Source organism: Ruegeria sp. CDSA079 (genome assembly GCF_059612245.1).
In genome coordinates, this window is sequence record NZ_JBXWQF010000010.1 from 115,180 (window position 1) to 137,331 (window position 22,152).

General features: G+C 59.5%; 15 protein-coding genes. 7 read left to right on the forward strand and 8 right to left on the reverse strand.

What is annotated here, in order from left to right; genetic code table 11:
* Positions 1 to 46: 46 nt before the first annotated feature.
* Complete coding sequence (locus AC2FJZ_RS12780; protein WP_496777958.1) at positions 47 to 5,473, forward strand: alpha-2-macroglobulin family protein; 5,427 nt, start codon at positions 47 to 49, stop codon at positions 5,471 to 5,473.
* An 84-nt stretch (positions 5,474 to 5,557) separates the two neighbouring features.
* Positions 5,558 to 7,546, forward strand: coding sequence for a penicillin-binding protein 1C (gene pbpC / locus AC2FJZ_RS12785; RefSeq protein ID WP_496777959.1), 1,989 nt, complete (start codon positions 5,558 to 5,560; stop codon positions 7,544 to 7,546).
* Here pbpC and AC2FJZ_RS12790 read toward each other — a convergent pair.
* Genes AC2FJZ_RS12790 through AC2FJZ_RS12805 form a run of 4 tightly spaced genes read right to left on the reverse strand, consistent with a single transcriptional unit; the run spans position 7,543 to position 14,220 of the window.
* Positions 7,543 to 9,585, reverse strand: coding sequence for a hypothetical protein (locus tag AC2FJZ_RS12790; protein ID WP_496777961.1), 2,043 nt, complete (start codon positions 9,583 to 9,585; stop codon positions 7,543 to 7,545). The two genes, pbpC and AC2FJZ_RS12790, sit on opposite strands and share 4 nt — an antisense overlap.
* The gene (locus AC2FJZ_RS12795) at positions 9,582 to 12,344 is read right to left on the reverse strand and encodes a DUF4159 domain-containing protein (protein ID WP_496777963.1); all 2,763 of its coding nucleotides are present in this window, start codon (positions 12,342 to 12,344) and stop codon (positions 9,582 to 9,584) included. Before AC2FJZ_RS12795 ends, AC2FJZ_RS12790 begins: the two co-directional genes overlap by 4 nt.
* A complete protein-coding gene (locus AC2FJZ_RS12800) occupies positions 12,341 to 13,216 on the reverse strand; it encodes a DUF58 domain-containing protein (protein ID WP_496670376.1) in 876 nt (291 codons plus the stop codon). Before AC2FJZ_RS12800 ends, AC2FJZ_RS12795 begins: the two co-directional genes overlap by 4 nt.
* On the reverse strand, positions 13,213 to 14,220 hold the full coding sequence (locus tag AC2FJZ_RS12805; protein WP_496777965.1) for an AAA family ATPase: 1,008 nt from the start codon (positions 14,218 to 14,220) through the stop codon (positions 13,213 to 13,215). Before AC2FJZ_RS12805 ends, AC2FJZ_RS12800 begins: the two co-directional genes overlap by 4 nt.
* A 64-nt stretch (positions 14,221 to 14,284) precedes the next feature.
* On the opposite strand from AC2FJZ_RS12805, the gene AC2FJZ_RS12810 reads away from it, so the two are divergent.
* Entirely contained in the window at positions 14,285 to 14,860 is a 576-nt protein-coding gene (locus AC2FJZ_RS12810) for a DUF1285 domain-containing protein (RefSeq protein WP_496777967.1), read from the forward strand.
* Here the strand turns inward: AC2FJZ_RS12810 and AC2FJZ_RS12815 are convergent.
* Positions 14,843 to 15,799, reverse strand: coding sequence for a DMT family transporter (locus AC2FJZ_RS12815; protein ID WP_496777969.1), 957 nt, complete (start codon positions 15,797 to 15,799; stop codon positions 14,843 to 14,845). The genes AC2FJZ_RS12810 and AC2FJZ_RS12815 overlap by 18 nt on opposite strands.
* Positions 15,800 to 15,977: 178 nt before the next feature.
* On the opposite strand from AC2FJZ_RS12815, the gene AC2FJZ_RS12820 reads away from it, so the two are divergent.
* The gene (locus tag AC2FJZ_RS12820) at positions 15,978 to 16,733 is read left to right on the forward strand and encodes a hydroxypyruvate isomerase family protein (protein WP_496777971.1); all 756 of its coding nucleotides are present in this window, start codon (positions 15,978 to 15,980) and stop codon (positions 16,731 to 16,733) included.
* A gap of 62 nt (positions 16,734 to 16,795) precedes the next feature.
* A complete protein-coding gene (locus AC2FJZ_RS12825) occupies positions 16,796 to 17,026 on the forward strand; it encodes a DUF2798 domain-containing protein (protein ID WP_050605164.1) in 231 nt (76 codons plus the stop codon).
* Between the two features lie 42 nt (positions 17,027 to 17,068).
* Here AC2FJZ_RS12825 and polA read toward each other — a convergent pair whose 3' ends face one another.
* Positions 17,069 to 19,873 (reverse strand): DNA polymerase I, encoded by a 2,805-nt coding sequence (polA, locus tag AC2FJZ_RS12830; protein ID WP_496777973.1) that lies wholly within the window; start codon positions 19,871 to 19,873, stop codon positions 17,069 to 17,071.
* 27 nt (positions 19,874 to 19,900) lie between these two features.
* Here polA and AC2FJZ_RS12835 point away from each other — a divergent pair, with 27 nt between their 5' ends.
* On the forward strand, positions 19,901 to 20,392 hold the full coding sequence (locus AC2FJZ_RS12835; RefSeq protein WP_496777974.1) for a hypothetical protein: 492 nt from the start codon (positions 19,901 to 19,903) through the stop codon (positions 20,390 to 20,392).
* A gap of 7 nt (positions 20,393 to 20,399) precedes the next feature.
* On the opposite strand, the gene AC2FJZ_RS12840 is transcribed toward AC2FJZ_RS12835, so the two are convergent.
* On the reverse strand, positions 20,400 to 20,576 hold the full coding sequence (locus AC2FJZ_RS12840) for a zinc-finger domain-containing protein (RefSeq protein WP_496777975.1): 177 nt from the start codon (positions 20,574 to 20,576) through the stop codon (positions 20,400 to 20,402).
* A gap of 87 nt (positions 20,577 to 20,663) precedes the next feature.
* Between AC2FJZ_RS12840 and AC2FJZ_RS12845 the strand changes: the two genes are divergently transcribed.
* Positions 20,664 to 21,653 (forward strand): ABC transporter ATP-binding protein, encoded by a 990-nt coding sequence (locus AC2FJZ_RS12845; RefSeq protein ID WP_496778002.1) that lies wholly within the window; start codon positions 20,664 to 20,666, stop codon positions 21,651 to 21,653.
* Here the strand turns inward: AC2FJZ_RS12845 and AC2FJZ_RS12850 are convergent.
* A complete protein-coding gene (locus tag AC2FJZ_RS12850) occupies positions 21,643 to 22,113 on the reverse strand; it encodes a DUF1203 domain-containing protein (protein WP_496777976.1) in 471 nt (156 codons plus the stop codon). The genes AC2FJZ_RS12845 and AC2FJZ_RS12850 overlap by 11 nt on opposite strands.
* Positions 22,114 to 22,152: the final 39 nt, after the last annotated feature.

Consider the following 22,152-nt stretch of genomic DNA (forward strand, 5'->3'; position numbering starts at 1 on the left):
CGACAGGCATGCGCCATGCAAACCTCGGTTCAAAGAGGAGGGCACCATGCACCGCTTTGTTTTTATTTCAATTACTTACATCTTTTCACTGCTGATCCTACCCGCTACCGTACTGGCGCAGGATGCGGTGCCTGAATTCCGATATATTACTTCACGGGACACGGATTATTATGGCTCGGATCTGGACGCACTGTTCGACACCGATCTGAAATCCTGCATTCAGGCCTGTTCTGCCACTGCACAGTGTACGGCATTCACCTACAACACCCGATCTGATGCGTGCTTTCCCAAAAGCGGCGTGAATCGACAAGAGACCTATCAAGGGGCTCTGTCAGCGCAAAAGGTAGCGAACTCTCAACAGGCCCTAATATTAGGAAAAACGCGAGCTGAATCCTTGAATGTACTGGGGTCATCCGATCTGAATCGAGTAACGAAACAAGCTCGAGATTTGGGTTTCCTGCACCCTGCTGGCGAGCATGATCTGCAAGCTGTTCTGGACGCAGCGCGCAATGCGGGCAGTGTCACACAAGCGATGCAATGGACTGGCGTTGCCGTATCGCTCAGCGATGCACCGGATCTGTGGGTGGAATACGCACGCCTGTTGCTGACTATGAACCCCTCGCGTTGGAGCGAACGACGGGATCTGCGCAATCGTGCACTGAATGCTGCGATCAATGGCTATCTGCGCGCCGAGGCCCCCGGCACTCAGATCGCGGCGCTGATGACTATGGCAAACGCGCTGGAAGAGGTTGAGCGCGGGCGTGACATGATCCCCGTTCTGCGCCTTGCCGAGCAGGTGCAACCACGTGAGGATGTGCTGGCCGCGCTGGACGACGCCATTGGAAAATACGGTTTCCGCGTGGTCGACAGCTCGGTCGATAGCGATTCCGCCGCACCTCGAATCTGTGTTGAGTTTTCCGAACCGCTGGTCAAAGCCGGCGTGGACTACGACTCCTTCGTGCAGCGTGACGATGCCGGATTGGTCGTGCAGGCCGAGGACAAGCAACTCTGCGTCGATGGGGTGGCACATGGCCAGCGCTATCGCTTGACAGTGCGCCAGGGATTGCCTGCCACCTCAGGTGAAGCCCTGAACCGCAATATTGAACTGACCCACTATGTGCGCGACCGGACGCCTTCGGTTCGCTTTCCCGGACGCAGCTATGTCCTTCCGAAATCTGCTGACGCAGCACTACCTGTCGAGACCGTCAATGTCACCGATCTGGATCTGATCCTGCGACGGGTCAGTGACCGCAACCTGTTGCGCGCTGTGCAACAGGACTTCTTTGGCCGTCCGCTCAGCGAATGGCAGGAAGAAGAATTCTCGGACGAGATTGCCGAAGATATCTGGACCGGCACGGCCGAGGTTTCCAACCAACTGAACCAGACCATGACGGCACGCCTGCCCATGGCGGATGCCATCGCCGATCAGCCTGCTGGCATCTATGCGCTGACGGCCCGCGTTCCAGGGGCCGATCCCTATGACGACCCCGGCGCTACGCAATGGTTTGTGCTGTCCGATCTGGGGATCAGCACCGCGCTTGGCACGGATGGGCTGCACGTGACCGTACGCGGCCTAAGCGATGCCGCGCCGCGCAAAGGGGTCGAGGTTTCGCTGGTCACAAACGCAAACGCAGTCATCGCAACGGCGCTGACCGATGAAACTGGCTATGCCACCTTCGCACCCGGCCTGATCCGCGGGGCAGGAGCCAGTGCACCTGCCTTGGTGATGGCCGCCGCCGAGGACAACGATTTCAGCTTTTTGTCCCTGACCGATCCCGCTTTTGACCTGTCGGACCGCGGCGTTGAAGGGCGCCCGCCCGCGGGGCCGGTTGATGTCTTCCTAACCACAGACCGTGGTGCGTATCGGGCCGGAGAAGTCATCCATGCCACTGCGCTGTCCCGCGATGGTGAAGCACAAGCCATTGAAGGACTGCCGCTCACTGCGATCCTGTATCGCCCGGACGGGGTTGAATACCGCCGGTCAGTCTCGGATGGCGGCGTTGCCGGGGGGCATGTCTTTGGCTTGCCCGTTGCCGCAGACGTTCCGCGTGGGGCATGGAAGATCGAGATAAAGTCCGACCCCAAAGGCGAGGCGCTGGCGCGTCAGACGGTGCTGGTCGAGGATTTTCTGCCTGAGCGTATCGATTTCGATCTGACCCTGCCCAACGCACCTTTGCGCCCGGGCGACACCCCCCCGCTTTCTATCGATGCGCGTTATCTCTTCGGTGCGCCCGGTTCGGATTTGAGCATCGACGGTCAGATCATTGCCCGCCCAGCAGATACCATCCCAGGCTATGAAGGCTATCGCTTTGGCCGTTACGATACCGAGACTTCGATCAAGAGCACGTATTTTGGTGACATGCGCACTGACGCGGCAGGCCAGGCCACTGTTGCCGTTGAAATTCCCGAATTAGACACTGAAGGAAAACCTATTGAGGCCGAGATCATCACGCGATTGGCCGATGGCTCGGGCCGTCCGGTTGAACGTCGCCTGACTGCTCCGGTCCTACCGCCGCAACCTGTGATCGGTGTCAAACCTCTGTTCGAAGACGTCATCCCGGAAGGCACCGAGGCGGCGTTCCAGATCGTTGGCCTCGCCCCTGATCTGACCCCTAGCCCGATGCGCCTGCGCTGGACGCTGAACAAGGTTGAAACGCGATATCAATGGTATCAGCTTTACGGGGATTGGAATTGGGAACCGACAACCCGCCGTACACGCATTGCCACGGGTGAAGTAGACTTCGCGACAGACCCATTGACGCTGACGCAGCCTGTGGATTGGGGCCGTTATGAATTGGTGGTGCAGCGGATCGACGGGACATATGCCGAAACTGCCGTCGATTTCTATGCGGGTTGGTATCAGGCCGCTGACGCGTCAACGACGCCGGACCGGCTTGAGATGTCGCTGGACCGTGACACCTACAGCGCAGGTGATACTGCGCAGCTCCGGATTGTCCCGCGCATGGCGGGTGTCGCCCAGATCGACGTGCTTTCGAACCGGCTGATCCATCGCCAGATGGTCGAGGTGCCGGAAGGTGAATCCGTGATCCCGATAGAGATCACACAGGATTGGGGTGTAGGAGCCTATGTAACCGCCACGGTGATCCGTCCGATGGATGTCGCAGCAGGTCAGAACCCGGCGCGTGCCATGGGTGTGGCCCACGCCACCATCGATCCGGCAGGCCGTAAGTTGACTGTCGCCATTGACGTACCCGAGATCACTTCGCCTCGTCAGACGCAAAAGGCCCGGGTTAGGATCGAAAACGCTTCGGAAAGCGAACCTGTCTGGCTGACTCTGGCCGCTGTGGATGTGGGCATTCTGAACCTGACCGGGTTCGAAAGCCCGGACCCACAGGGATATTATTTTGGACAACGTCGTCTGGGTGTCGATCTGCGCGATGTCTATGGGCGTCTGATCGACGGTATGAACGGAGCGATGGGCACGGTTCGATCCGGCGGTGACGCGGATAACGGGATGCGCCGTCAGTCTCCACCGCCAACGCAGGACCTGATGGCTGTGTTCAGCGGCCCGGTGCAGGTCGGCGCGGATGGAGAGGTTGAGATCGACATCCCCCTGCCCGCATTCAACGGAACCGTCCGATTGATGGCCGTCGCGTGGTCATCCAAAGCGGTTGGTCAAGCCGAAGCCGAGATGATCGTCCGCGACCCGGTGGTCGTCACCGCCAGCCTGCCGCGGTTCCTGGCCCCAGGCGATCAAAGCCGGATGCGGGTTGAGATCGTTCATGCCGAAGGCACATCCGGAGACATGGCACTTGGCCTGACCGCATCGGGCGGCTTGGAACTGGGCGCGGCACCAACCAGCTTAGTGTTGGAGGACGGCGGCAAGGCGGTGTTCGACGTCCCGATCACGGCGAATGTCGTCGGCGACCCGGAAATCAGTGTTTCGATCACCACACCGGACGGGCGCGACCTGTCACAGACCTTGCGGATGCCCGTGCGGGCAACCGATCCGGTGATTGCCCAGACACGGCGTTTTGCACTGGGTGCCGGAGACAGCTTCCTATTTTCGAAGGACGTGTTTGACGGGTTCCAGCCCGGCTCGGCCAAAGCCATCCTGTCTGCCGGAGCGTTTGCGAAATTCGACACGCCGGGTCTCTTGGATCAGTTGAATCGATACCCGTATGGCTGCACCGAACAGATCACCAGTAAAGCCCTGCCGCTGCTCTATCTGTCATCCGTCGCGCAAGCCTCGGGGCTGGGGGACGGTCCGGTGGTGGATCAGCGCATCACGGACTCGATCCGCAGCATCCTGACCCGTCAGGCCGCAAACGGCGCCTTTGGTCTGTGGCGCGCTGGCAGCGGTGACTTCTGGCTGGACGCCTATGTGACCGACTTCCTGTCCCGTGCCCGCGCTCAGGGACATCCTGTGCCGGACCGGGCCTTTGCGCAGGCCATGGATAACCTTCGGAACAGGGTCAACTATGCACCCGATTTCGACGAAGGCGGTCAGGATATTGCCTATGCCCTGATGGTTCTGGCGCGGGAAGGCGCGGCGTCGATGGGTGATCTGCGCTATTACGCGGACGTCAAAGGGGATGCGTTCGACACTCCTTTGGCGCTGGCACAGTTGGGCGCGGCACTGGCATCCTACGGCGACCAGACCCGAGCTGACGCGATGTTCAACCGTGCCGCACGTATGCTGGAACAGGTGCCCGACGAACAGGAAAACTACTGGCGCGCAGATTACGGCACCCACCTGCGGGATGCGGCGGGTCTGCTGACCCTTGCCGTAGGCGCGGGCAGCGAGGCGGTTGACCGCGGCGCTTTGATCCAAAGGGTGAGCGCGGGCACGACACCATTGTCCACGCAAGAGGCCACGTGGTCCCTGCTGGCAGCGCACGCGTTGGTTTCTGACCCAACTGGGTCGGGCCTGGCGGTCAATGGCACGCCGGTTTCCGGTCCGTTTGTGCAGGTTCTGCAGTCAGGACAGTCAGATGAGGTCAACATCACGGCCATGGACGGTCAGGCGACGGATATAACCCTGACGGTCACTGGGATTCCGGAAACCCCGCCCGAAGCGGGCGGCACCGGCTACGCGATTGAGCGGCGGTACTATTCGATGGATGGAGATCTGATCGACGCAAGCAGTTTCGCTGTGGGTGACCGGTTCGTCACCGTTCTGTCGGTAACGCCGTTTGAAGGCGGTGGCGCGCGGTTGATGGTGGATGATCTACTTGCCGCCGGGATCGAGATTGACAACCCCAGCCTGCTGCGTTCAGGCGATGTGCGATCCCTGGATTGGCTGGATTTGTCGGACGCCACCCATACCGAGTTCCGTTCAGACCGTTTCCTGGCCGCAGTTGATCTGTCCGGGCGTGAAACCGTGACGCTGGCCTATGTCGCCCGTGCGGTTACGCCAGGTGTGTTCCATCATCCCGCGGCCTCGGTCGAGGATATGTACCGCCCTCAGAACCGCGCATGGACGTCTACTGGTCGGGTTGAAGTTCAGTGATCGTTCTGGTGCCATATCACTACTTGGGTTTCTGCGATGCCTAGGCCGTCGCGATTTTTGCTCGTACTGGCTGGTGCCTTATTTATGACTGCGCTGGCACGGGATGGCGTTGACCGCTGGGTTGACGCCACGGTGCTTCCCCCGTTTCTGGCCGAAACATCGGTTGAGATGCGAGACCGGAACGGCGACCTTTTACGCGCGTTTCCAGTCGAGAATGGTATCTGGAGGTTGTTGCCCGGCGCGGTCGATCCAAATTTCACCGCCATGCTCATCCGGTATGAGGACAAACGGTTCTGGACCCACGCCGGTGTGGACCCGATCGCAATGCTGCGGGCAGCAGGACAAAGCCTGTGGAATGGGCGTACGGTGTCGGGTGGGTCCACATTGACCATGCAGGTCGCGCGATTGATCGAGGATGGCTCGACCGGGCGGTGGCGTGGCAAAATCCGTCAAGTTAGGGTCGCATTTGCATTGGAGCGGCGGCTAAGCAAGAAGCAGATTCTGGACCTGTACCTGACCCACGCTCCTTATGGTGGCAATCTGGAAGGTATTCGCGCCGGCACCCGTGCGTGGTTTGGCAAAGACGCAGCCCGGTTGACCGCGGCACAGGCGGCCCTGTTGGTCGCGCTGCCACAATCCCCAGAGGCCCGGCGCCCGGATCGCAGGCCAGAGGCGACCCGGAAAGCACGTGACCGGGTTCTGCGCAGGCTCGAGCGCCATGGCGTCCTGACCCGGGCTGAAACACATGCGGCCCTGACCGAACGCCTTCCGGATCGAATGAAACCGTTTCCGCGCCTCGCACCACATTTGACCGATCGCGTGAAGCGCCAAACGCCCGCAACCAGCGCCTTTGATCTGACCCTGGATGCCGGATTGCAGGCCCGGTTGGAGACTTTGGTCACACAGTCCGTCACCCGTGCTGGGCCGCGCCTATCCGGGGCGCTTATCGTGGTCGATCATCGCAGCGGTGAAGTTTTGGCCTCGGTCGGGTCGGCCGGTTATCAGGATGCCCGACAGGGTTTTGTGGATATGACCCAAGCTCTGCGGTCGCCCGGATCGACCCTGAAACCACTGGTCTATGGGATAGCATTCGATCAGGGGCTGGCCCATCCTGAAACCCTGATCAGCGACAGCCCCGTGATGTTTGGCCGGTACGCCCCGCGCAACTTCGATGGCGCATTCCGTGGCGATGTAAGGATTCGTGACGCCCTGCAATTGTCGCTTAATATCCCTGTTGTACGCCTGACGAATGCGTTGGGGCCCGCGCGTGTTATGTCGGCATTACGCTTCGCCGGATCAAAACCGCGTCTGAACGGCGGCACGCCGGGGTTGGCGATCTCTTTGGGTGGCGTTGGGTTAAGCCTGCGCGATCTGGTACAGATCTACGCCACTCTGGCAGCCGGTGGGCAAGGTCCGATTCTGCATCATGACGCGTTGGCCGAAACGCGGCAGACCCCGCGCGTTTTGTCAGAGACCTCTGCCTGGCAGGTCGCGGACATTCTGGCCGGGGTTTCAGCCCCTGCTGGCGGCGCGACAGGGGCGCTTGCCTACAAAACCGGCACGTCTTACGGCCACCGCGATGCCTGGGCCATCGGCTTTGACGGGCAGCACGTCATCGGAGTCTGGCTGGGTCGCGCGGATGGAACGCCTGTTCCCGGCGCATTTGGGGGCGATCTTGCTGCGCCTCTTCTGGCTGAGGCATTCAGCCTATTGAAACCCGAACTTGCCCCGCTGCGCCCGCCACCGCCCTCAACCCTGCTCGTGGGCGCGGCACAATTGCCTCAACCCTTGCAGCGTTTTCGCCCCCGCACTGCGGCTTTCGAAAATGATCCGTCCGCGCCGGACTTGCTGTTCCCGCCTGACAACGCCGTGTTAGAGACGTTTGGAGCACCTCTGACAGTCAAACTGCGCGGGGGCGTCGGGCCATTTTCAGTACTGGCAAATGGCGTTCCCGTATTGACCGGACAACGGCAGCGAGAGTTCGAAATCCCCAATCCAGGGGCCGGTTTTACCTCGCTCGTTGTGGTGGATGCGCAGGGCCTTTCGGACCGGGCAGCAATCAGGATTGATTAGCGCCGCCCTTCGCGCAGCCAACCACCCAACAGGAAACCTCCTGCCAGCAACAGAACCAGCCAGGGCGGCAGCAGGCCGGCCTGTGTGACGTCCCGTGTCTCATAAGCATCGCGTGGGGTCAGACCGATCCAGCCCCGGCCTGCCGCAGGACGCCCAGCGCGCACGTTGCGGATCGATGGCAAGCCGTCCTCCAGCCGGATCACGCCACCCCGCATACTGGCCAGGACCGGTTCCAGAACATCACCGGTTGCGATGGTGCGTTCAAACTCCTTCGGTGCGGCGGGACCAAGGCCAATCACGGCCACATGGTCGCCTTCCTGCAGACGGTAAAGACCAATCTCTGGCCCATAATATTGCGCTTCGAACCGGCCTGGAGAGACCTCTTCCAATGTGATCTCTAATGTCTCGCCATTCGGGCGTGTCACCGTCACCGGCCCCACGTCATCTTCAAGGGTCTGGCGAATGATCCGCATGGATTGACCGCTGGCCTCGGCCCATAACGCCTCTTCCTCCAGTTCGGGTTCTTTCATCATCCAATGGGCCAGCCTGCGCAGCAGCTCCAGTTGCGGACCACCGCCTTCAAAACCCCGACTCCATAACCAAGCATGATCCGAGGCCAGCATCGCAACGCGCCCTTCGCCAACGCGATCCAGAACCAGCAGCGGGCGTTCGTCAATTCCTGTCATCAAAACCTCGCCCGAGCGATGATTCACGTCGATTTGACGCAACCAAGCCCCCCAATCCTCGGAATCGCCAAGATTGGTTGTCACCGGATGCCGCTGCCCCAAATCACTGACCATCGGCACGTAACGCTCTTCGAACACCCGTGCTGAGGGCTGAGCTGGTAAAATCGGCGCCAGCGGAGACCGGAAGATGCTGTCGGCACTGGCGAAATCAGGACCGGCCGCAATCAAAACCGCACCACCGTCGTTGATGTAACTGGTGACGTTGTCCAGATAGATCGCAGGCAAGATGCCGCGCCGCTTGTACCGATCGAAGATGATCAGATCGAAATCGTTGATCTTTTCCAAAAACAGCTCACGTGTTGGAAATGCGATCAACGACAGTTCATCAACGGGCACGCCGTCCTGTTTTTCGGGCGGACGCAAGATGGTGAAATGCACCAGGTCGACCGAACTGTCGGACTTCAACAGATTGCGCCATGTGCGCCCCCCGGGATGCGGCTCACCCGAGACCAACAGAACGCGCAAACGATCCCTAACGCCGTTCATCTGGATCAGGGCAGTGTTGTTGCGGTCGGTCAATTCACCCTCGGCCCGAGGCACAGAGAACTGAATGACGTTACGCCCGCCATGGGGCAGCGTGATGGGCAGCTCAACATCACGACCAATGGGAATGCTGAACTGTTCAGGTGCGGCACCATCTACAGAAATCTCCAACGGCGCGGTAATCGCGCCTGCCGGAGCAGCTCCGCTGTCTTCCACCCGCAGGGTCAACGTGACCGGCTCGCCGATAATGGCAAAGGCAGGTGCATTGCGGACGATAAGCCTGCGATCCCAGTCACTTTCACGTCCGGTTTGCAACAGGTGCATCGGCGCAGGCAGGTCCGGGGCCTGATCAACATCGTGCACGATCCCGTCCGACACCACCAGAATGCCAGCGATACGGGCCCGGGGTTCTTCGGCCAAAGCCTCATTCAGGGCCGCCATAACTTGCGTGCCCTCATCCCCATCCCCGTCGCCGACCTGAATGCGGCGCAGTTCCGTATTGTTACGCGCCTCAATCTCGGCAGCAAGTTCCTCGGCAGCCTGCGCAGTTTGTTCGGCCCGGTCCGAAAGCGTTTGGCTGGCGCTTTCATCCTCGATCATCAAAACGATATCTGTCAGCGGCGCGCGATCTTCAATCTGATAAACCGGGCCAGACAGCGCGGCGAGAACCACCAAAGCCGCCAAACCCCGCAAGGCCCAGCCTGACAGGCCACGCTTCAGGGCCAGTGCAATCCCTGTCACGGCAATCGCACCCACAGCGGCCAGAACGGGCCACGGGATCAGCGGGTCGAATATGACGGTTCCGGTCATTGTCCTAGCCTGTCCAGAAGGGCTGGCACGTGGACCTGATCGGATTTGTAGTTCCCGGTCAGCACATGCATCACCAGATTGACGCCAAAACGATTGGCCAGTTCGCGTTGCCGTTCCCCCGCATATCCGCGTCCGACCGGCAGCAGGGCTTGGCCGTTGCGATCCACGGCCCACGCCCCGGCCCAGTCATTTCCACCGATGACTACGGGTGTCACGTTATCGTTGAGGTTACGGAACGGCATCCCTTCGATCTGTTCCGCATCCAGTGGCGCAGCTTCGACCCAGACCTCGGTACCGGAGTAACGACCCGGGAAATCCTGTAACAGATAGAAGGTTCTGGTCAGGACGTGATCGCGTGGAATCGGCTCTAACGCAGGGATATTCAGCGGTCCGGCCAGTTGCTGCAACTTGCGACCATTCGGGCTGGACGCACCGAAACCAGCGATATCTGCGTCACGCGTGTCGAACAAAATCATCCCGCCCGAGCGCAGGTACGCATTCAGTTTCACATAAGCTTCGGCGGAAGGCTGAGGCTGGCTTGGGGAAATCGGCCAGTAGAGCAACGGGAAGAATGCCAGCTCATCGCGTTCCAGATCCACACCAATAGGTTCGGCAGGTTCGACTGAGGTGCGATAAAACAAGGTTTGCGCCAATCCCCGCAGCCCGGCCTGTGCAATGTCGTCCACCTGTGCGTCACCCGTCAGCACATGCGCCAAAACAAGTTCATGCGTTGCCGCCAAGGCGAACTCGGTATCTTCCTGCGTCTGCGCCTGAACTTCGGGCACCAACAGAAACGCGGCCAGAATCCCAGCGGCTGCGCGTGCCAAACCCAACCGACCGGACAAGGCCAAAGACGCGACCACGTCAATCGTGAGCAACATCAGAGCGAAGCTGAGGAGCAGGCCACCGAGCGGAGTTTCGGTGCTGATCTCCTGTCCTTTGATCGGAACATTGGCGGGCCAGACCACCGGGCGCAGTTCGGTATCCTCGGAAACAACGTTCAGCGCCAGTTTCTGTTTACCGCTTTCATACAGACCCGGGCGCAAATCTGGCCCGATCTGGCCCGAAATCAACTGCACCCCGTCCACACCGACCAACGTACCAGCATCCGACAAGGTGCCAAACCCATCCATGACTTGTACCGGTTCCCATGTCGTACCCTGCAACTGCGCCTCTTGCCGGGACTTCGCGGCAGAGGCCACGGCCAGACGATCCAGCATCTCGACAAACAGGCCCGACAGCGGCAGGCTAGACCATTCAGCGTCCGCAGTGACATGGAACAGCACCACCTGCCCCAATCCCAACGCCTTGCGCGTCACCAAAGGTGTGCCATCAGACAGCGAGGCAATCACGCGATCTGCAAGATTAGGGTCTGGTTGAGCCATGACTTGGGTCGAAACGACCACATCGTCCGGGATGTCCAAACCATTGAACGGTGAATTCTCGGGGAACGGAGCCAATGTCTTGGCCTCGCCCCAGCTCATCGCTCCACCAACGGATCGCCCGCCGCTGCGCAGCCGTACGGGCAACAGGGTATCTTCGGTGTCCCGCCCCAGATCACTGGCCGCCATACGCGGACCGGCAAACCGCAGCAGCAGGCCACCTTGTTCGACCCATTCGATCAGACCGGCCTCTTCCGTATCAGACATCTGTGCGACATCCGACAGAACGATCACATCCGGGTTCGCAGGCAGAACCTCAAGCAGGCCGCCATCGACAAAATCTGCCGTGGGGTTCAGAACCTGCGTCAGGTAATGCAGAGGCGACAACAACTCCAGCCCCTCTCGGTTCAGGGTTCCTGCAATCAGCGAAACCTCGCGTCGGCGCAAGCTGTCATCAGTCAGGGTCACGGCCCCGGCGGACCGTTGGCCCTGAATTTCGAACCGCGTAATCCGTGCCCGCAATTCCGAAGGCAGCGCCAGTTCGACCTCCGCCGAGGTTTCCCCGGCTTCAAAGGTCAGGTCGACCGAATGCAGCACCCGTGCCGTGCCCGCCGGGTCGCGACCTTGCGCCAAAACCGTCACCCGCTCCTCCGGGCCGGGACCTGCCCGCTGTAAAGTGAGCTGGATCAGACCGTCCTGATAGGCCGCAGGCTGGATCGCAATGGGCCGAGACGCCCCCTGATACACCGTCACATCACCACGCGCCTGCAAGGCAGAGACCAGCCCGGAATGTTGGGCATAGTCCAACCTGTCGCTAAACCAATGAGTGTCAAAGCTGCCACCAACTGCATCCAGAGCAGAAATGGTTTGCAAAATCTGATCTGCGGTCGGTTGCCAAGGGTTCGGTGTCAGCCCCGGAAGACGCCCGCGCCATGCCTCAGCGGCTTGAAAAACAGGCGTTTCCGGCTCGGTCAGGCGCATAATTGCAACGGTACGGCCCGCGCGCCCGGCCTCTGACAGCTGTGTGTCAATCTGGTCCAGCGTGGCCGACCAGCGCGTGGCACCGGCCCAACTGGCATCCAGAACCAGAAGCAGCGGCCCGGTACCAGTCTCATCCCGTGATGGATTCAAAACCGGCCCGGCCAGACCGATGATGATGGCCGCAGCCGCAAGCATCCTAAGCAGTAACAGCCACCATGGCGTGCGGTCCGAGACACTTTCGTCATCCTTCAGCCCCAGCAACAGCGTGACCGCCGGGAACAACCGACGGATCGGGGCGGGCGGTACTGCGCGCAGGATGAGCCACAGGATCGGCAGGGTCAGAAGACCCAGCAAAATCCATGGCGCGGTAAAGCCAATGCCCGCCAGAACCGTCATCGCGTGCCCCCATCCAAGGCCCGATAGAGCCACAATAGAGCCGCTTGCGCGCTATCGTCTGTGTGGTGCAGACCCAATTGCCATCCCGTCGCACGGCATAGCTGCGTCAGGGCATCCTTGCGGCGTGCAAGTCGTTCCAGATAGCGATCCCGCAGCTCGGCGGCTTTGAGTGTTTCGTGCCGGACGGATCCTCCGACGCTTTCGAAAATCGTCCGGCCCCGATATGGAAATGTCTCTTCGCCCGGATCCAGTACTTGCAGGACCACGCCGCGCACGCCACGGTCAGCAGCTTTGGTCAGGGCCAATTCAACTTCGTCCATAGGACCCAGAAAATCCGAAATAAACACCGCGCGGGCATGAGGGATCATGGCGCGGTGTTCAGGCGGGGCATAGTCCGCGTGATCATCTTCGGACCAGGCTTGTGCCAGGCGGATGATCTGCGCATTGCCGCGCCGGGGCGGCAACTTTGTACCGGTCAGGCCCACACGCTCACCGCCGCGCACCAGTAAAATCGAGGTCGCCAGCCCCAGCAGACGGGCACGATCTGTCTTTGTCGGCAGCGATTTTTCGGACGCAAACCGCATCGACGCACCCTGATCGACCCAGAGCATCACCGATTGCGCGATCTGCCATTCCCGTTCCCGCACAAATTGCTGATCCCCCCGCGCCGAGCGGCGATGGTCAATCATACGGCGGCTGTCCCCGATTTGCGCAGGACGGTATTGCCAGAAATCATCTCCCATTCCGGACCGCCGTCGACCGTGGTCGCCCAGCAGAACGGTTCCGGCCAAATGCTCTGCTCGCGCCAATAGGGGCGGCAGCCGTGATGCCTCGGCCTCGGATCTTTCGCGAAGGGTCAGCGCGGCATTCACGCCGCAGCCTCGGTGCGGATCAGACCGGCAGCCGTCGAGTCAATCAGCTCAGCAAGGCTGTCACCCCGAGCCCGAGCCGCAAAGTTCAACGCCATCCGGTGGCTGAGCACCGGCCGGGCCATGTCCAGAACATCCTCGGCATTCGGGGCCAAACGCCCCTGCAGCATCGCACGCGCCCGCACTGTCATCATCAGCGCCTGCGCTGCGCGCGGGCCGGGGCCCCAGGCCACCGTTTCTGCAACGCGCTCGGATGCGCCAGCTTCTTCGGGTCGGAAGGCGCGAACCAGATCGAGGATCAATTCGACCACCGACTCGCCCACCGGCATCCGGCGCAACAGGATTTGGGCCGCCAACAGGTCATCCTTGCTGAATATCTGATGCGCCTCTTCCTCTTCCACACCGGTGGTGGCCAGCAGAATATCGCGCTCGGTCTGCCGATCTGGATATTCGACGTCGATTTGAACCAGAAAACGGTCCAGCTGTGCTTCGGGCAGAGGATAGGTGCCTTCCTGCTCAATCGGGTTTTGCGTGGCCAAAACGTGAAATGGTGTCCCAAGCGAGCGATCTTCGCCCGCCACGGTCACTGTACGTTCCTGCATCGCCTGCAGCAGCGCCGACTGCGTTCGCGGGCTGGCACGGTTGATCTCGTCCGCCATCAGCAACTGGCAAAAGATCGGGCCAGAGATAAAACGGAAATGCCGTGATCCATCATCCGCAGTATCCAGAACCTCAGACCCCAGAATATCGGCCGGCATCAGATCAGGTGTGAACTGAATGCGATTGCCATGAAGGCCCATCACCGTCGACAATGTCTCGACCAGACGTGTCTTGCCCAGCCCCGGCAAACCAATCAGCAGCGCATGACCGCCGCACAGAAGCGCGGTCAGGGTCAGGTCCACAACCCTTTCCTGCCCGATGAAACGGCGGGTGATCGAGGACTTGGCCTCTTGCAGCTTGGTTTCCAGCGCTTCGATCTCGGCTACGAGGTCGGCAGGTTCGGTCATGACTTTCCCTTCCGTGGACTATTATAGATGAAGTGTATCGCGCTAAGAGGAAATGGCAAAAGCAATGAGCGGACAAAAACCTGTGAAACCTTCGCCCGATGGTCTGGCTGCATCAGTCAAAGCGACCAAAACCAAGGGTTTACCGCCCGTTCACCTGTGGAATCCCCCTTTTTGCGGCGATCTGGACATCCATATCGCAAAAGATGGCACCTGGAGTTATTTAGGCTCGCCGATCAATCGTTTCGAGCTGGTGAAGCTATTTTCCTCAATTCTTAAGAAAGAAGATGGGAAATACTACCTCGTCACACCGGTCGAGAAGGTGGGAATCACTGTCGAGGACGCCCCTTTTGTAGCCGTAGATTTCGACCGTGAAGGTGAGAGCGAACAGCAAAGCCTGACTTTTACCACGCATGTCGACGATCACGCCGTTGCCGGGGCAGAACATCCGATCCGGATCGTCATCGATCCGGAAACGCAGGAACCCTCACCCTACATCCTGATCCGATCGAACCTTGAGGCGCGCATTGATCGCAAAAGTTTCTATCGCCTTGTCGAGATTGGCACCCATCATGACGGCTGGTTCGGCGTTTGGTCTGGCCAGAACTTCTTTGGGTTGATCCCCTCAGCCGAACTTGGCTGATCCACGGACCTCTCGTGGTGCCCGATCCTGCGCCACCACAACGGCCAGAGCAACAACACCCGCGCCCAGCGCGCGGGTCCAGCTCCAGTCTTCCCCCAGCATCAGCATGATCAGCATCACATAAAACGGCGCGATGTTGATGTGGAACGACGCCAACGCAACGCCCAATTTACCAACCGAAGCGATGAACAGAACCTGGCTGAGCCCCATGGCAATCAGCGCATATATCGCGAGCATTCCGATCTGCTGCGCATCAACCGCCGCGCGCGGCATTACATCCGTACCCAGTTGCGCGGCCCCAAAACACAGGACACTGGCCATCAGCAACCCACCGGTAAAGGTGATCGTGGCGCGGCCGAGCTGGCTGAGCTCTGGAAAGTCCCGTGCCGTTGCCATGCTACCCCAGCAAAACAGACCGGTTGAAGCGATTGCGCAGACCGCACCCAGCCCCAGTTGTTCCGGTGAACTGGCGCTGGTTGCTATCAAACCACCTACAATCGACACCAAAACGCCAAGTGCAAAGTTCCATTTCAGACGCCGTGTGCCCGCAGCAAGTTCCAGCAATGTGGCCGCCAGCGGTGCACAGGACGCAATAATTGCAACGGTGACGGGATCTGTCAGTTTTTGCGCAAGGATCAGAAGGAACATGCTGATCCCAAAACCGAATCCGCCAATGACCATCGCCCGCCCCCATTTGGCCCTCAGTACACGGCTGGGCCCGTCCAGAAGGAACCAAAGCGGCACCATCACAGCCACTGCTAATGCCAGACGCGCCGCTAGCAGTGCCACAGGTGGCCAGCTTTGCAACAGGATCTCAGCGGCGGGGAAACCCGCAGCCCAGGTCATCATCGAAGCCACCGCCAGACCATTGCCGGACAGGGCCGAGTTGCGGCCAGCAGACATAGAAAGGGTTACCCCGCGCGCGGGTTCCGGGCTCATCGCCATAGGGTCCAAACCTTTTGTTGGTGCAGCGTGAAAAATGATTCGCTGTTACCGCCCGACTGTCCCTGATCCTTCAACCACGATCTGGCCGATTTTCGACAACTTGTCGTTTTCAGTCTCTTCCCCGGAAACCGTGAGGCGGTTAGGGTCGAGCTGCCGCAACCAAAGACCTTTCATGCCCAGATTCGCCGCCAACCTTTCGCTGCTCTTTACCGAACTGCCTTATCTCGAACGGTTTCAGGCCGCCGCTGATGCGGGTTTCACCGCTGTCGAAATCTTGTTCCCATATGACGTGGCCGCAAAAGAAACCCACCGCGCCTTGCTTGCCAACGGGTTGGAACTGGTTCTGATCAACGCTCCTCCACCCAACTACACCGGCGGTCAGCCGGGATATGCTGCCGTTCCGGGTGGCGAGGTTCGGTTTCAGTCGGATATCCGCCGCGTCCTTCGCTATGCCGATGTGCTGTGTCCTGGGCTCATCCACATTATGTCGGGGTATGCCTCAGGGCCGGACGCGCTGGCGTGCTTTGTACAAAACCTGCAATGGGCCGCCGATACTGCGCCGCGACAGAAATTCACGATAGAACCGCTCAATCCGATGTCGCAGCCTGAGTATTTCCTGAACGACTACGATTTGGCTGCCGAGGTGTTGGATCGTGTGAATCGCCCGAATGTCGGCCTGCAATATGACAGTTTTCACGCACATATGATCCACGGCGATGCACAAGCGGTTTGGGATCGCTTTCACCCGCAGGTCATCCACGCACAGATCGGCGCGGCCCCTGACCGATCTGAACCCGGACGCGGACCAACGGATTTCCAAAGTTTGTTCTCAGCCATGGACGCTGCGGGATATACCGGTTGGGTCAGTGCGGAATACACGCCTTCGACATCGCGAACATCCAGCAGTCTTGACTGGATACGGGCTTAGTACTGGAATTTCCTCGGCGAATACTGCACATCAGAGGCAATACGACTTTCAGGACACCCGCCATGATACCAGCCCGTTATGCCCGCGCCGTATTCAGCCTGATCATGTCCGGCCTCATGTCCTGTATCGTGACGGGGATCGCAACAGTGAAAGCCATCGGTTTCGGCCCCGGAACGTTCGGAGATTGGATGGCGTCCTGGGTCTTTTGCTGGCCGATAGCCTTCATCGTGATTCTGCTGTTGGGCCCAACCGTGCAACGTATGGTGAACCGCATGGTCAGACCGCAGGACTGACCCGCGACGAAGAGGGCCCGGCGGGTCGGATGAGACGCGACGCTAGTGCGCCTCGGCCCAATTCGCGCCTTGTCCGGCATCTACACTCAGCTTCACGTCCAGCTTGACTGCCGGGTCCGAGGCGCCTTCCATCACATCCCGTGCCACGTCGATCACCTGATCCACTGAATCCTCAGCCACCTCGAAAAGCAATTCGTCATGCACCTGCAACAGCATCTTGGCAGGTAGCCCATTGATTGCCCCAGGCATACGCACCATGGCCCGTCGGATGACGTCTGCCGCGGTGCCCTGAATAGGCGCGTTGATCGCCGCCCGGCGCGAGAATCCGGCATGTGGCCCCTTGGCGTTGATCTCGGGCGTATGAATCTTGCGCCCGAACAGTGTCTGGACATAGCCATGCTCTTTCGCAAATGCGACGGTGTCGTCCATATAGGCTCTAATACCAGGGAAACGCTCGAAGTATCGGTCGATGAAGCCTTGCGCCTCGGACCGTGGGATACGCAGGTTTCGCGCCAGACCAAAACCCGAGATGCCATAGATCACACCAAAGTTGATCGCCTTGGCCTGGCGGCGAATGTCGGGCGTCATCTCATCGAGAGGCACATCGAACATCTCGGACGCAGTCATCGCATGAATATCCAACCCATCCGCAAACGCCTGCTTCAAAGCAGGGATATCCGCGATATGCGCCAGAATCCGCAATTCGATCTGACTGTAGTCGAGACTCACCAAAACATTGCCCGGTTCGGCGATAAACGCCTCACGAATGCGTCGTCCTTCCTCGGTCCGAACCGGGATGTTCTGAAGGTTTGGATCGGTCGAGGCCAAACGTCCCGTATTCGCACCTGTGATGGAATAAGACGTATGCACCCGCCCCGTATCCGGGTTGATATGGGTCTGCAGCGCATCCGTATAGGTCGATTTCAGCTTGGACAGCTGCCGCCAATCCAAAACCCTGCGCGGCAGTTCATGCTCGGTCGCAAGATCCTCGAGAATATCCGCGCCGGTCGAGTATTTCCCGGTCTTACCCTTTTTTCCGCCCTCAAGACTCATCTTGTCGAAAAGAATCTCGCCCAGTTGCGCCGGCGAGCCCACATTGAAGTTCTCGCCAGCCAATTCGTGAATTTCGGCCTCTAACCCGGCCATTTTTTGCGCGAACGCGTTGGACATTCGGCTAAGAACGTCCCGATCGACCTTGATGCCATGCATCTCCATTTCGGCCAAAACCGGCACCAAGGGGCGTTCCAACGTCTCATAGACGGTCGTCACTTGGACCTGATGCAGCTGAGGCTTGAACAGTTGCCACAGGCGCAAGGTGATATCCGCATCCTCGGCGGCATAGGCGGTGGCCTCGTCAATCGGCACTTTGTCAAAAGTAATGGCCGATTTGCCCGACCCCAGCAGCGGTTTGATCGGGATCGGCGTGTGGCTCAGATAACGCTCAGACAGTGTGTCCATGCCATGCCCGTGCTCACCACCGTGCATCGCATAAGACATCAGCATCGTGTCATCGATTGGGGCAACGTCAATACCATGGCGCGCAAAAATCTTGGCGTCGTACTTCATATTCTGCCCGATCTTGAGGATCGACGGATCCTCGAGCATCGGTTTCAGCTTGGTTAGAGCCTCATTCAGGGGCATCTGCCCCTCAGCCAGTGCATCCGAGCCGAACAGATCGTCCGCTGCACCGTCTCGGTGGGTCAGCGGTATATAGCAAGCCTCGCCAGCCTCAACACACAGCGAGATGCCGACGAGATCGGCAATCATCTCGTTCAAGCCAGTGGTTTCGGTATCGACAGCGACCCAACCGCGTTCATAGGCCTGATCGATCCACTTTTGCAGGGCCTCGACGTCTCGCACACATTCGTATTTCGACGCATCAAACGGGACGAGCTCTGCCTGTGGTTCTTCAGCCGCAGGCGCAGGCGCGTCAGCAATCACCGGAGCTTCGGCCCCCAGCTTATCTGCAATCCGCTTGGTCAGTGTGCGGAATTCCATATCCGCCAGAAAACCCAGCAACGTCTCGGCGTCCGGATCTTTGGCCTCAAGATCATCCAGAGTGAAATCCAGCGGCGTGTTTTCGTCCAACTGCACCAGCTTCTTTGACAGCTCGATCTGGTCACGCTTTTCGATCAGCGTCTGGCGGCGTTTGGGCTGTTTGATCTCTTCGGCACGGTCCAGCAACGTTTCCAGATCGCCATATTCATTGATCAACAGGGCTGCCGTCTTTACCCCGATGCCCGGGGCACCCGGCACGTTATCCACCGAATCCCCTGCCAAAGCTTGCACATCGACCACACGTTCCGGCCCAACGCCGAATTTCTCGAACACGCCATCCCGGTCGATGCGCTTGTTCTTCATCGCATCCAGCATTTCAACACCGCCGCCGACCAACTGCATCAGGTCCTTGTCAGAACTCACGATGGTCACACGCCCGCCCGCCTCGCGCGCCTGCACAGCCAGCGTGGCGATGATGTCGTCGGCCTCGTACCCCTCCAGCTCTTTGCAGGCGATATTGAAGGCTTTCGTCGCCTCGCGCGTCAGGGGCATTTGTGGGCGCAGGTCTTCGGGCATTGCCTCGCGGTTGGCCTTGTAAAGATCGTACAGATCATTCCTGAAAGTGTGCGAGCCCTTGTCAAAGATCACCGCCACATGGGTTGGCGCATCCGGCCCGGCGTTTCCCTCAACATATTTCTGCAGCATGTTACAAAACCCTGAAACAGCGCCAATCGGCAGTCCGTCCGACTTTCGTGTCAGCGGAGGCAGCGCGTGATAGGCCCTGAATATGAAGGCGGATCCGTCGATCAGATGCAGGTGACAGCCTTTTCCGAATTCGCTCTTGCTCATGGTGTCCTGCCTTATAGGATTGTAGTCATGTTCAGTCTGCACGTTTTATCGGCGATAGCGTCCGCAATCGCAATCGCTCTTGTCGCTTCGACCGCATTGGCGGGGCTTAAACTGCCCGCAAACTGCGCGCCAAATCAGGGTAACTTATCCAACTGTGTCCCGATCCTTGCTTGTCTGGGCGACAGCGGAATTTTCTTCACCGGTCGCGCCATCGGATGGGGCGAAGGAACGCATGCTGGTCAAACAAGTGCAAATTTTGGTTGTCATGGACAGTGGCGTGCCCAAGGAAGCTTTGGTTTCGGAGAAGCCACACTGGAATGTGACAACGGGCTTACAGGAAAAGCGTTCTTTACATACCAGCACCCAGAAACCGGCACCGCCAGCGGAATTGGCCGCCTCAGCACTGGGGAAATCTTTCATGTGTGGTCCGGCAACAATGTCGATCAATTCCTGATCAACAAATATGGCGACGTCGACGCAGGTGCGCTTTGTCAGAATTTCACCGCACCCGGCACCTGACGGACAATCAGCCCTGTTCAGTGCCCTTCAGAACATATTTGCAATCACAATACGGGCACTCGACCCAACCAGTATCCTCGGGAATTTGCAGCCAGACGCGCGGATGGCCCAATGCGCCTTCGCCACCATCACAGGCGACACGGGCGGTTTCGACGGTCTTGGTTTCCGGCGCTTCGATGGTCACGGCTGGCGATCCTTCTTCGGTTGTCGGCCTCGCGGGCATGTACTAGGTGCGTTTATGAGCGATGAGCAAACCGGGGGCAAGAGCCACATGAGCGATGCGGCAATCAGGATCGAAGGGCTGCGCAAAACCTATCGTGGCGGCAAGGGTCAGCCCGAGAAACACGCGCTGAAAGGCATTGACCTGACCGTTCCACGCGGGTCGGTTTTTGGATTGTTGGGACCGAACGGGGCCGGGAAGTCGACGCTGATCAACATTCTGGCCGGGTTAGTGGTGAAATCAGCGGGACGCGTTTCGATCTGGGGCTTCGATCAGGATCAGAACCCGCGCCAATCCCGCGTTGCAATTGGCGTGATGCCGCAAGAGCTGAACCTGGACCCGTTCTTTTCCCCGCGCGGCGCGTTGGAGGTTCAGGCAGGTTTGTACGGCGTCCCGAAATCTGAACGCCGCAGCGATGACATTTTGGAACTGGTGGGCCTCAGCGACAAAGCCGAAGCTTATGCCCGTACGCTGTCAGGCGGGATGCGGCGGCGACTATTGCTGGCCAAGGCGCTGGTGCATCACCCGAAGATACTGGTGCTGGATGAACCCACGGCCGGCGTGGATATCGAGCTTCGCCAGATGCTTTGGACCAATGTGCGTAAACTGAATGAACAGGGCATGACCATTATCCTGACCACGCACTATCTGGAAGAAGCGCAAGAGATGTGTGACGAGATCGCCATCATCAACCATGGCGAAAAGATCGCGCAGGACAGCACCGCAAACCTGCTGGGCAGGATGGACAGCCGAACGATGGTGATCGTCCCGGACAGCCCTGTGGTTGATCTGCCTACAACCGAAGGAGTCGAAGCCGCGCTACGCGACGATGGCAGCCTTGTCCTGCAGTATCAGGGCAATCAAACCAGCGCCGAGCAGGTGCTGGAATCCGTCCGCGCCGTAGGTATCCGCATCCGCGACGTACGTACCGAAGAAGCCGATCTTGAGGATGTTTTCCTTGCACTGACATCCTCGCGCGCCGAAGAACCGGCGGAAGATCAGGACCAGCCGCGCAGGGGGATGCACCGGGTCAAACTTTGACCCGGTCAATACGCGCCTGATAGCAGTTGTTTCGGGCCGAGCGGACATGGATATAGGCGATGTCCGCTCGGGCCAGGATGTCCTTCACCGCTGCGCCGATCTGGTCCGTGGGTGTGATCGCTCCGGTGCCGTAGACGATCCGGTCATCCGACCCATAACCCTTGATCAGGTAGTCAGGAGAGGTGGCCAGGATCTCGGGTATCTCTTCCCTCTCGTACCGCTTACACGGTGCAGCACACAGAAAAATCGGGCCGGTTTCTGCGTAAGGTTGCGTCTCTAAAAAAGGGCGATATGCCAATATCAGCATCTCTTTGCCTTCTGGAATGTTCTGCAGGCAGTGCCGGCAAGGGTTGCCTGCGCCCGTCGAAACGGAACGCTCGGGCGTAGCGCCATAAGCGTCCGGCCCTCCGGCCTGAAGGGTGCGGACCTTGTCTGTGGGAAGTGCGGTGATCTTGAACATATCGGGTCTCCTTTTCTTCAACCATGTCCACCCGGGACA